The sequence below is a fragment of the Caballeronia concitans genome (assembly GCF_001544615.1).
GTDB lineage: Bacteria > Pseudomonadota > Gammaproteobacteria > Burkholderiales > Burkholderiaceae > Caballeronia > Caballeronia concitans.
Genome location: NZ_FCNV02000001.1, coordinates 395849 through 407814, shown reverse-complemented (window position 1 = coordinate 407814; position 11966 = coordinate 395849). Strand labels below are relative to the sequence as shown.

Annotated in this window: 10 protein-coding genes and 1 pseudogene; 3 read left to right on the top strand and 8 right to left on the bottom strand. The window is 63.8% G+C overall.

Annotated features, from left to right (window positions below):
• Positions 1-100 precede the first annotated feature (100 nt).
• The 7 genes and pseudogenes from AWB72_RS01915 to flhD form a co-directional block, all read right to left on the bottom strand.
• Complete coding sequence (locus tag AWB72_RS01915; protein ID WP_087127796.1) at positions 101-1993, bottom strand: methyl-accepting chemotaxis protein; 1893 nt, start codon at positions 1991-1993, stop codon at positions 101-103.
• A 64-nt stretch (positions 1994-2057) separates the two neighbouring features.
• Complete coding sequence (cheW, locus tag AWB72_RS01910) at positions 2058-2573, bottom strand: chemotaxis protein CheW (protein WP_040053136.1); 516 nt, start codon at positions 2571-2573, stop codon at positions 2058-2060.
• Positions 2574-2600: 27 nt separating this feature from the next.
• A complete protein-coding gene (gene cheA, locus AWB72_RS01905; RefSeq protein WP_087127795.1) occupies positions 2601-4874 on the bottom strand; it encodes a chemotaxis protein CheA in 2274 nt (757 codons plus the stop codon).
• 62 nt (positions 4875-4936) lie between these two features.
• A complete protein-coding gene (locus AWB72_RS01900) occupies positions 4937-5323 on the bottom strand; it encodes a response regulator (RefSeq protein ID WP_087127793.1) in 387 nt (128 codons plus the stop codon).
• 136 nt (positions 5324-5459) lie between these two features.
• A pseudogene (gene motB / locus AWB72_RS01895) lies at positions 5460-6362 on the bottom strand (flagellar motor protein MotB); the annotation flags it as partial.
• A gap of 7 nt (positions 6363-6369) precedes the next feature.
• Positions 6370-7230, bottom strand: coding sequence for a flagellar motor stator protein MotA (gene motA / locus AWB72_RS01890; RefSeq protein ID WP_040053139.1), 861 nt, complete (start codon positions 7228-7230; stop codon positions 6370-6372).
• Positions 7231-7410: 180 nt separating this feature from the next.
• Positions 7411-7731 carry a flagellar transcriptional regulator FlhD gene (gene flhD, locus AWB72_RS01885; protein ID WP_087127913.1) on the bottom strand — a complete coding sequence of 107 codons (321 nt, stop codon included), beginning with the start codon at positions 7729-7731 and terminating at the stop codon, positions 7411-7413.
• 713 nt (positions 7732-8444) lie between these two features.
• On the opposite strand from flhD, the gene AWB72_RS01880 reads away from it, so the two are divergent.
• From AWB72_RS01880 to AWB72_RS01870, 3 genes are all read left to right on the top strand, one after another.
• Complete coding sequence (locus AWB72_RS01880) at positions 8445-9509, top strand: glycosyltransferase family 4 protein (RefSeq protein WP_040053140.1); 1065 nt, start codon at positions 8445-8447, stop codon at positions 9507-9509.
• A gap of 230 nt (positions 9510-9739) precedes the next feature.
• Positions 9740-10468 (top strand): aquaporin Z, encoded by a 729-nt coding sequence (gene aqpZ, locus AWB72_RS01875; protein ID WP_087127792.1) that lies wholly within the window; start codon positions 9740-9742, stop codon positions 10466-10468.
• A gap of 313 nt (positions 10469-10781) precedes the next feature.
• Positions 10782-11066, top strand: coding sequence for a PXPV repeat protein (locus AWB72_RS01870; protein WP_087127790.1), 285 nt, complete (start codon positions 10782-10784; stop codon positions 11064-11066).
• A gap of 50 nt (positions 11067-11116) precedes the next feature.
• Here AWB72_RS01870 and AWB72_RS01865 read toward each other — a convergent pair whose 3' ends face one another.
• A complete protein-coding gene (locus tag AWB72_RS01865; protein ID WP_087127788.1) occupies positions 11117-11944 on the bottom strand; it encodes a Cof-type HAD-IIB family hydrolase in 828 nt (275 codons plus the stop codon).
• Between the last annotated feature and the right edge of the window lie 22 nt (positions 11945-11966).

Here is an 11966-nt window from a genome sequence, read left to right as displayed (position 1 = left end):
CGTCGACGCTTGCTCGACGCTCGACTCTTCACCGTGCGCCGGGTTTTGCTAACTGCTGGCCACGCGGCGTTGCGCGCGTGGCCGTGTCGAGCCGTGATGCTTAGAAGGTTTCCCAGTCGCCGTCATCGGCGGTGGTGGCCCTGGCGCGCGGCGCGGCGGCTGCCGGCGCGCTTGCGCGCGGTGCGGGTTTCGCGACGCTTGCGGGCTTGCTTGCATCGCGGCTCTTATCCTTGATAACGGCCGTTTCCGGCGCGACGTTAGGCTCTTGCGAAACTTTTGCGACGACCGGCGCTTTCACCGGCTTCGCGGCAGGAACCGACGCCGACGCCGACGCCACCGACACCGGCTCGATGCGCGTTTCCTTCGCGACCACGGGCGCCGCAGGCGCAAGCCGCGCCGCCGCCACCGATGCGCTCGGGCGCGCCGTCGTCATCGACGTGTTTTCGATGCGCCATTGCCCCACGACGTCCTTCAACTGACGCGTCTGCTCTTCGAGCGATGCCGCCGCTGCCGCCGCTTCTTCGACGAGCGCCGCGTTCTGCTGCGTCACGCTGTCCATCTGCGTGACCGCGCGATTCACTTGCTCGATGCCGTCGGACTGCTCTTCCGACGCCGCGCTGATCTCGCCCATGATGTCGGTCACGCGGCGCACGGCCTGCACGATCTCGCCCATCGTTTCACCGGCGCGCGTCACGAGTTCCGAGCCGCTTTGCACCTTGTCGGCAGAATCGCCGATGAGCGCCTTGATTTCCTTCGCCGCCGCCGCGCTGCGTTGCGCGAGCGAGCGCACTTCGCCCGCGACGACCGCGAATCCGCGCCCTTCTTCGCCGGCACGTGCCGCTTCCACGGCCGCGTTCAGCGCGAGAATGTTCGTCTGGAACGCGATGCCTTCGATCACGCCGATGATGTCCACGACCTTGCTCGAACTCGATGCAATCGCGTTCATCGTATCGACGACCTGCTCGACGACCTGGCCGCCGCGCGACGCGATATCCGACGCGTTCACCGCGAGCTGGCTCGCCTGACGCGCGTTGTCCGCGTTCTGCTTCACCGTGCTCGTCAGCTCTTCCATGCTCGACGCCGTTTCCTGCAGCGACGCCGCCTGCTCTTCCGTGCGCTGCGACAGATCCGTGTTGCCGCTCGCGATTTCGTGCGCGCCGACATCGATCGATTCCGCGCCGCGATGCACCGCGCCGACCATCGTCGTGAGATTCGTGCGCATGCGTTCGATGCCTTCGAAAAGACGCCCGATCTCGTTCTGGCTGTTCCAATGCGCGGACTTCGTGAGGTCGCCGCGCGAGATGCGCTCGAAGTGATCCACGGCTTCGTTGATCGGATTGACGACGAGCGCGCCGAGTGCGAAGCGCGTGCCGATCAAAATCAGCACCGACAAGCCGAGCATCCCGCCGATGACCATGAAGAGCGTCCCGTTCTGCGACGACGCATTCGCGCGCGACTCTTCCGCGTGCTTCTGCTGGAACGCCACCGCCGCCGTGACCGCCTGATCGAACGCGACGAACATCGGGCTGATCTTCGTGTCGGCGATAGCGTGATACGCGGCCATGTCGTTCGCGGCGATCGCGGCGAACTCGGGCTCGACGCCGGTCTTCACGAGCGTGTCGTGCTGGGTGACGAGCGCGTCGAGCGTCTCTTTCGGCAGCATCGGCTTGTTCGTGTTCAGGTAGACCTTCCAGTTCTCCTCGCTCTTGCCGAGCAGGAAACGGCCGCGCTCCAGCGCCTTCTTCGCTTCCGCTTCGTTGCCCGCTTCGTCGAGCGAACGCACGCGATCCAGCGTGACGCGCGCGCGCAGCAGATACGACGACGTCTCCGAGAGCGCGCGCATCGCGACCATGTCCTCGTCGGCAAGCGACGCGAGCGAGGCGCTCGTGGTATTCAGGCCGACGAGGGAGAGCGCGCCGATGATGGCCGCGCAACCGACGAACAACAGACCGACGAGCGTGAGCGTCGTGCGGATCGACAACTTCTTGAGCATGGCTTTCTTCCTTGGCGCGCGATGCGTGCGAGCGCTTGCTTGCTTTCTTGCTTGCTTGCTTGCTTTAGGCGGCGACGGAGTCGATCAACTCCATCTCGCGGCTGGTCATGAGCTTTTCGATATCCATCAGGATCAGCATGCGGCCATCCACCGTGCCTAAGCCGGTCAGATATTCCGACGTGAGCGTCGCGCCGAATTCCGGCGCGGGCATCACCTGTTCCTGCGTGAGCGTGAGCACGTCAGACACGCCGTCCACCACCATGCCGACCACGCGATGCGCGACGTTCAGAATGATGACGACCGTCTGGTTGTCGTATTCGACGCGGCCGAGGTTGAACTTGATGCGCATGTCGACGATCGGCACGATGATGCCGCGCAGATTGATCACGCCCTTGATGAACGCGGGCGCATTCGCGATGCGCGTCACGCTGTCGTAGCCGCGAATTTCCTGCACCTTCAGAATGTCGATGCCGTATTCCTCCGCGCCCAGCGTGAACACGAGGAATTCCTGTCCGGCTGCTTCGGCGTGCTGTGCATCGCGGCGCGAAGACGTTGCTTGATTCGATTGGATGTCTGCCATGAGAATCCCCAAAGTCGGTCGATATGTTTAATGGGTATGCGAGTGCTGCGCCCGCGATTCGCGGTTGAGCGCGGCCACGTCGACGATCAGCGCGACGCTGCCGTCGCCCAGGATGGTCGCGGCGGAAATGCCGTGCACCTTGCGGTAATTCGTTTCGAGGTTCTTCACGACCACTTGCTGCTGGCCGACGAGTTCGTCGATCAGCATGGCCATGCGCCGCCCTTCCGTTTGCAGGATCGTGATGATTCCCTGCGTCGGCTCCGTGCGCGCGCCTTCCACGTCGAACACGGAATGCAGCGCCACGAGAGGCAGATATTCGCCGCGCACGCGCACCACGCGCTCGCCGTTGGCGACCGTGTAGATGTCGTCGGCGGCGGGTTGCAGCGACTCCATCACGAAGTTGAGCGGCAGAATGAAGATCTCGTTGCCCACCTTCACCGACATGCCGTCGAGAATCGCGAGCGTGAGCGGCAGCACGATCTTCGTCGTCGTGCCAGCGCCCTGGCGCGACATGATTTCGACGTGGCCGCCCATCGACTGGATGTTGCGCTTAACGACGTCCATGCCGACGCCGCGTCCGGAAATGTCGGTCACCTGTTCGGCGGTCGAGAAGCCCGGCATGAAGATGAGCTGCCACACTTCTTCGTCGCTCATCGATTCGGAAACCTGCATGCCCTGCTTCTGCGCCTTCGCGAGAATCTTGTCGCGGCGCAGGCCGGCGCCGTCGTCGCTCACTTCAATGACGATGTTGCCGCCGTGATGCGCCGCCGACAGCACGAGCTGCCCGGTCGCGGGCTTGCCCGCCGCGCGGCGCGTTTCGACGGTCTCGATGCCGTGATCGAGCGAGTTGCGCACGAGGTGCGTGAGCGGATCGATGATGCGTTCGATCAGGCTCTTGTCGAGTTCGGTCGCCTGACCGAACGTGACGAGTTCCACTTCCTTGCCGAGCTTGCCGGCAATGTCGCGCACGAGTCGCGGGAAGCGGCTGAAAACGTAGTCCATCGGCATCATGCGGATGGACATGACGGCCTCTTGCAGGTCGCGCGCGTTGCGCTCCAACTGCGCCATGCCGTTGAAAAGACGGTCGTGCAATGCGGGATCGAACGCGCTCGTGGTTTCCGCGAGCATCGCCTGCGTGATGACGAGTTCGCCCACGAGATTGATGAGCTGATCGACCTTCTCCACGCCGACGCGAATCGAGCTGCCTTCCGCCGATGCCGCAGCTTGCGGACGCGCCTTCTTCTCGGCGTCGCCCGATGCGCTCTTTTGCGCGGCGGATGACGGGATGGCGGCAGCGACTTGCGCCGCCGCCTTCGCCGCTTCTTCTTTGTGCTGAGCCGCGGATGCGGGCGCGTCCTGCGCCTGCGATACGGCCGGCTGTGCGTGTAGCGTGTGTTGCTCCGATGCCTCCGGTTGCTCCGGTTGTACCGGCGCGCTGGCCTGCGCATCGCCCCGGCCGATCGCAATTTGCGATTCATCGATCACGAAGCAGCACACGGCCACGATGTCGTCGGCGCTGACGTCCGAATCGAGCCAAAGCACGAGTTCGGCGTCCGTCTTCTTTTCTCCGACGATGCTGCCCAGGTTCCCCAGCTCCTCGGTCAAAGTCGCCAGGTCCTTCTCGCCCACCCCCCGTAGCGTAATTTTCAGGTGGGGTCCAACTTCCGCCGCCGATGCGCTGGCTGCGGTTCCTGCATTCGTTGCGTTCGCGGCTTCGCTTGCGCCGTCGGCGATCTCGAACGCGCCGTCCCAGTTGCCGTCGTCTTCGATGGCTTCGATAGCCTGCGCGAGCACATGCGCGGGCGGCGCGTTCGGGCCTTCGTAGGCCGGTTCGGCTTGCGCTTGCACTTGCAATTGCGTTTCTGCGTGCGTCGGCGCCGGTTCCGCGACGGCTGCCGCCGCATCGCCCGCGTCTTCGTTCTTCAGCCGTTCGAGCTTCGCGCAGATCGCGGCGGCGGCGGCGGCATCCGGCTCCGCGCTCGCGCGATACGCGGCGAGCTGGTCGGAGAGCACGTCTTTCGTCGCGAGGAACGTGTCGATCATGTCGCGGCGCAGGACGAGTTCGTTGTTGCGCGCGCGGTCCAGCAGCGATTCGAGGATGTGCGTCGTTTCGGTGAGCGCCGTGAAGCCGAACGTCGCCGCGCCGCCCTTGATCGAATGCGCCGCGCGGAAGATCGCCGCGAGGTCCTCGGGATCGGGATTCGCGATATCCAGAACGAGCAGCAGTTGCTCCATCTGCGCGAGCAGTTCATCGGCTTCGTCGAAGAAGGTTTGATAGAACTGGGTAATGTCGAGTGTCATGCTTGGTTCACCGCGAGAATGCTGTGTGTGTTCTGTTTTTGCGCCGCTGCTTTCTTGCCGCTTCAGTGCTGCTCGTGTTCCTGCGCTTCCGCGATCGCCGCGACCACTTCGGTCAGCAAGTCCGGATCGAGCGGTTTCTCGATCCAGCCCGTCGCGCCCGCCGTCCGCGCCGCGTCCTTGAACGGCTCGCCGTCTTCGGTGGTGAGCACGAGAATCGGCGTCGCCCTGTACGCGGGATTTGCCCGCAATTCGACGATCAGATCGAGCCCGCTCTTCTTCGGCATGTGATGGTCCGTGAGCACGAGATCGAAGCGCTCGGCGAGCGCCCATTCGAGTCCTTCGTCGCCGTCCGACGCCACGGTCACCTCGTAGCCCGCTGTCGTCAGCGTGGCGGAGAGGATTTGCCGCATGGCGGCGGAATCGTCGATTGCCAGAATGTTCTTGATCATGTGTGTCTCTCGCGGTCTTGCCGTGATGACGGCCAAAACGTGCGCAGTCTTGAGCGTTTTTTGAAAGCTATTTCGCTTAGTGCGCGAGCTTTTTGAGGAGCGAGCCGGCTTCCGGCGCGTTCGATGCATCCGCGGGCGCGTTGTCGAACACCGCGCCGGGCGCGCCGTCGTCGCGCAGCATGGCCGCTTCGGACTTGTGGTTCAGCACGATCACGCTGATGCGCCGGTTCTCGGGATCGAGCGGGTCTTTGCGATTGAGGTTCTGTGTCGACGCGAGGCCGAGCACGCGCAGCACCTTCGCTTCGTCCATGCCGCCCGCGATCAATTCGCGCCGCGACGCGTTTGCGCGATCCGCCGACAGTTCCCAGTTGCTATAGCCCTTCTCGCCGCCCGCGTACTTCACGGCGTCGGTGTGTCCCTGCACGACGATGCGGTTCGGCACGTCGTTCAGCGTGCGGCCGATTTCGCGCAGGATGTCGCGCATGTACGGCTGCACGGTGTCGCTGGAGAGCGCGAACATCGGGCGCTTTTGTGTATCGACGATTTCGATGCGCAAGCCCTGTTGCGTCGATTCGATGCGAATCTGCTGCTTGAACTGCTGCAGCGTCGGGTTCGCCTCGATCGCCGCCATCAGCTTCACTTGCAGGTCGTGCAGCCGCACCTGTTCGCGGCGTTCGAGTTCGGTGGTGGCCTGTTTGAGCGCTTCGTCGTCGGGTTCGGTGCGCGGCGTGCGGTCGCTCATGCGCATGGTGCCCGGCTCGGGGCTGGAGATATCGCGCCCGCCGCCCGTGATGATGCTCGAATCCATGCCGACGGTTTTTCCGCCGACCATCGCGGCCTTGAGCGGCATGTTGAAGTACTCGGCGATGCCGCGCCGCTGCACCGGCGACGTCGACGAAAGCAGCCACATCAGCAGGAAGAACGCCATCATCGCGGTCATGAAGTCCGCGTAAGCGAGCTTCCACGCGCCGCCGTGATGCCCTTTCGCGCCTCTGCCGACGACACGCTTGATGAAGATCGGACGGTCTTTTTCGCTCATGATGCCGTCACTTCGCCTTCACTCGGCGCACGTGCTCTTCGAGTTCGGAGAACGACGGACGCTCCGTCGAGAACAGCACCTTGCGGCCGAATTCGACGGCGATCGCGGGCGCGTAGCCGTTCAGGCTCGCGAGGATCGTCACCTTGATGCACTGGAACATCTTCGTCTGCTCGGCGACGCGCTGCTCCGCGATGTTCGCGAGCGGCCCGATGAAGCCGTACGAAATGAGAATGCCGAGGAACGTGCCGACGAGCGCCTGCGCGATCATCTCGCCGAGAATCGCGGGCGGCTGATCGGCGGACGCCATCGTATGCACGACGCCCATCACCGCCGCGACGATGCCGAACGCGGGCATCGCGTCGCCGACCTTGTGCAGCGCCTGCGCGGGCGCTTCGCCTTCCACGTGATGCGTCTCGATCTCTTCGTCCATCAGGCTTTCGATTTCGAACGCGTTCATGTTGCCGCCGACCATCAGGCGCAGATAGTCCGTGAGGAATTCGACGATGTGATGGTCCGCGAGAATCTTCGGGTACTGGCTGAAGATCGGGCTTTTGTTCGGATCGTCGATGTCGGCTTCGAGCGTGAGCGTGCCTTCCTTGCGCGCCTTCGCGAGCAGGACGTAGAGCAGGCCCATCAGTTCCATGTACACGTCCTTGTTGTACTTGGAGCCTTTGAACAGCGTGGGAATGACGAGCAGCGTCGCCTTGATCGTCTTGATGCCGTTGCCGAGGATGAATGCGCCGATGCCCGCGCCCACGATCATCAGGATTTCGACGGGCTGCACGAGCGCGCCAAGGTGGCCGCCTTCGAGCGCGTAACCGCCGAAAACGGACAGCAATGTCACGAGCGTTCCAACGAAAATCAGCACGGGCGAGTCCTCGATATTGATGCGGATGACCGGCGTGAGTGCGCGGTTAAGGTTGTTTACGGCATCGGGGAGGAAAACTTTGAGGGCGGGAGGCCGCCGCGCGTGCGGCGCAATGGCGCGGCGCGGGCAGGCCCGGGGCGCGGACGGACGCCGCGTCTGAAGAAATTGTGCAGCCGCTTATCAGCCGATTTGCGCGACAGCCGCGTCGGCGGCCTGCGCGAGCGCCGCGCGCTTGCCCTTGTCCGCGAGCGATGAAAGGATCGTGTGGTCGTCGAACCGGAAGCGGCATAGCAGATGGCTCGACGACGCCACTTTCACCGCCTGCACCGGCGTAAGCGACGCGACGACATCGGCGACGTGCTCGGACAGGCCGAGCCGGGACATCGCCGTATCGCGGTCCTCGCGAAGCATCGCTTGCGCGAGCAGCAAATACGACAGATTCACCTCGCGAATTTCCGCGAGCGCGCCCGTGCTTGTACACGCGCCGGTGGCTGCGCTCATGCCTGCGCTATCGCCGAATTTCGTGGCCGTCATCTTTTCCCCGAGTCGATTCTTGGCTGGTCAGGCCGCGCGGGAAACGTTTGCTCGAATGCGCCAAAAAAAACCGGCGAATCCGGCCCCGCATAATGTGTCGGCCCGATTGTCGCCCGGCGCGGCTCGCGCGCCTATCGGACGGACACACCGACTCGCCGACGGATTTTCGCCCGAAATCGTGTAGGAAAAATTCGTACACAACACGAGTCAGTTGCGCGTCGGCAAAGGCTTTATCGGCGCGAATCGTCCGGACTTTAGGCTGGCGGACCGGGAACGCCACGTGCTACGGAACGCCTCGCCGCTCGCGTCGCGCGGTCGATCTGTGTACCCGGCACCGCGAACGGTGCAATTTTTGACTTCGTAACAGTCGGTGTTTCGCGCTGTAACAAGGTTAAGCGATTGAAAAATGACGTGAAATGCCGCTCTCGATCCCGATAATGAACGTAAGGGATAACCCGGTCGAGAGCCGGAACCTGTTCTGGGCAGCCTGAAGCAACCCACTCACTTCGCGCCGGCCGCCCGTCCGAAAGGCATGCGTCAACTGTTCGACCGGCTTCACCGCATGTCCACACGAAAGCTTTGCATGGCCCGGAGTTGCGTTAGAAGCGAAGCTCCGGCACTGCTCTGCAAGGGCCAGAGGCGCAAACCGCCGATCGCGGCCCACACTGGAGAACCACGTTATGCGAATCGCACAAATTGCACCGTTGCACGAAGCAGTCCCCCCGAAGTTCTACGGCGGCACTGAGCGCGTGGTGTCTTATCTGACGGATGCGCTCGTCGATCTCGGCCACGATGTAACCTTGTTCGCAAGCGGCGATTCGCAAACCAAGGCGACGCTCGAAGCCGCGTGGCCGCGCGCGCTGCGCCTCGACCCGACCATCCGCGATGCGCTCGCGCCGCACATGCTGCTGCTCGAAACGGTCCGCCGCCGCGCCCACGAGTTCGACGTGCTGCACTTTCACCTCGACTACATGCCGTTCCCGCTGTTTTCGCAGCTCGACACGCCGTTCGTGACCACGCTGCACGGCCGTCTCGATCTGCCCGAGCTGCAGCCGATCTTCGATACCTTCACGAAAGCGAACGTCATCTCGATTTCGGACAACCAGCGCGGCCCGCTGCCGCAGGCGAACTGGCTGAACACGGTGTATCACGGCCTGCCGGACGACCTGCTCACGCCGCAGCCGCACAAGAAGCCCGAATATCTCGCGTTTCTCGGCCGGATCTGCCCCGAAAAGCGCGCGGACCTGGCCATCAAGATCGCGGCGCAAAGCGGCCTACCGCTGAAGATCGCGGCCAAGGTCGACAAGGCCGATCAGGACTATTTCAAGTCGACGATCGAGCCGCTGCTGTCGCAGGCGCACGTCGAATTCATCGGCGAAATCAACGAGGCGCAGAAGCCGGAGTTCCTGTCGGGCGCGAAGGCGCTCCTGTTCCCGATCGACTGGAACGAGCCGTTCGGCCTCGTGATGATCGAAGCGATGGCGTGCGGAACGCCGGTGATCGCGTTCAATCGCGGCTCCGTGCCGGAAGTCATCGATCATGGCGTGACCGGCTTCATCTGCGAGGACGTTCACGGCGCGGTGGGCGCGCTGCATCGGATCGACGAGCTGTCGCGCACGGAAATCCGCGCGCAGTTCGAGCGCCGCTTCAGCGCGAAGACCATGGCGCAGAACTACGTCGATACCTACACCGCGATGCTCCAGGCCGCGAAACGCCCGGTCCTGCGTCAGGTTGCGATCGGCTAAGCGCTTCGCCCTGCTTTGCCCCCGAAATGCCGCCTCATCAGGCGGCATTTTTCTTTTCCGGACAGCCGACACAGACAAATCCGAACCTTCCTGCGCCGCCCGTGAAACGCGCGACCATCGACCAATTTTGACAGTTCACCTAATGAGCCGCGCTTAAACTGCGCTGCGCGGAAACGCTCAAGTTTCTTGCGTCAAATCAATGGTCGTTCATCTTTTCACGAGGCAGGATCATGCAATTGTCGAAGCGTCTCGGCGCTGAAATTTTCGGTACTTTCTGGCTGGTGCTGGGCGGTTGCGGAAGCGCCGTTCTGGCAGCAGCCTTTCCTCACGTCGGCATCGGGCTGGTGGGCGTTTCGATCGCCTTCGGCCTCACCGTGCTCACCATGGCCTACGCCATCGGCCACGTCTCCGGCTGCCATCTGAACCCGGCGGTGAGCATCGGCCTCGCGGTCGCGGGACGCTTTCCCGTGCGCGATCTCGCGCCGTACATCGTCGCGCAGGTGATCGGCGCGACGCTCGGCGCATTCGTGCTGAAGCTGATCGCGGCCGGCGCGCCGGGCTTCGATCTCGTCGCGAGCGGCTTTGCAGCCAACGGCTTCGGCGACCATTCGCCGGGTCAATACACGATGTTCGCCGCGCTCGTCTGCGAAGTCGTGATGACGTTCTTCTTCCTGTTCGTGATCCTCGGCGCCACCGACGACCGCGCGCCGAAGGGCTTTGCGCCGATCGCCATCGGCCTGTGCCTGACGCTGATCCACCTGATCTCGATTCCGGTCACCAACACGTCGGTGAACCCGGCGCGCTCGACGAGCCAGGCGTTCTTCGTGGGCGGTTGGGCGCTGGATCAGCTGTGGCTGTTCTGGATTGCGCCGATCGTGGGCGCGATCATCGCGGGCGCGCTGTATCCGCTGCTGACTTCCGAGTCTCAAACGCGCGGAGTCGGCGCCGTCACGCGATAAACCGCTGCACGCCGTCGACAAAAACGGGCGCCTCGTGCGCCCGTTTTGCTTTTTCGGCGCCCGATTGCGCACGGCGTATTAAAAGCACGCGACAGATGTAATGCGCGATTACGCAGCCTGCTTATTATTTTCGTCGCGCCGGTCGGCTGTCATCGGCAAAGCCCCGCCGCATAAGGCTTTCGCGGCTTAGCGGCCAGCGGCATCGCCCTTACGCGCGGCTTGCACACAGTAACAAGTCGTCGAAGCGTGTAAGACAGCGGGCGCTTACATTGGACTCATGCGACACACGACGTCGCCTTCCAGGAGAAACACAATGAAGCGCATCGCCACCCAAATGCTCGTTGCAACCGGTCTTGTCATCGGCGCGGTCGGAGCGGCTCAGGCTCATACCGATCTTCGCGTCGGCGTTTCGCTCGGCTCGCCGGTCTATGCGGCTCCCGCGCCCGTGTACGTGCGGCCCGCTGCGCCGATGTATCGCTCGCCGGTCTGGCGTCACGAGGAACCGCGCTGGCGCGGTGATTACCGCCACGACGACGGGCGCTGGAATCACGCTGGCTGGGATCATGGCCGGGGGAACAACTGGGGCCATCGCGGTTGAGCGCGCTTCAGTCGAGGTGAAGCGGCCGGCCCCGGCCGCTTCGTGACGAACTACCGCGGCGAGGCGATCTCGTCGCGGATATCGAACAGCTTGCGCAACTGATGCGCGACGCCCGCTTCGAAGTTATTGCCGATGCGCGGCACGTGCGGCAGCCGCGTCATGAGGTCCGGATTCGCGTTGTTCATCATGAACGGATGCCCGGCCGTTTCCAGCAGATCGATGTCGTTCATGTTGTCGCCGAACGCGACGCACTGCGCCGGGTCCACATCCAGCCGCTCCAGCACGTAGCGCAGCGCGCGGCCCTTCGAAACATCCGACGTCATCACTTCCAGACAGTCCGGCAGCGAGTACGTGACGTACAGCGAATCGCCGAATTCGCGCTCCAGATTCGCGGCGGTGTGCTTCAGGTCCGCCGGCTCGCCGATGTACAGCACCTTTGCGATGTTCTCGCCGTCATGCTCGCGCAGGTCCATCACTTCGTACTTGAAGCCGGAATCCTGATGGAACACGAGCAGCTCGGGCGCGTGACGGTCGATGAGCCAGGCGTCGTCGGCGAACAGGTTGACGATCACGCGCCCGTGCGCGCCCGCGAGATCAGGCTGCACCAGACGACGCACGGCGGCGGGCGCGAGATCGCGCGAATAGATGCGTTCGTCGCCGGGCGCATGCACGCGCGCGCCGTTCGACGTGATCAGGTACGCGTCGACGCCGAGCAGGTCGCGTATGCCCGCGACGTCGCGATAATGCCGCCCCGTCGCGATGATGACCGGCACGCCGCGCGAATCGAGCGTACGCAGCGTGTCGGCGGTGAAGGGGTCGAGCTGGTGGTCGCTGTTGAGAAGCGTACCGTCGAGATCAGTTGCGATGACCGAATACATGACTGCCCTGTGTGAGCGCGCG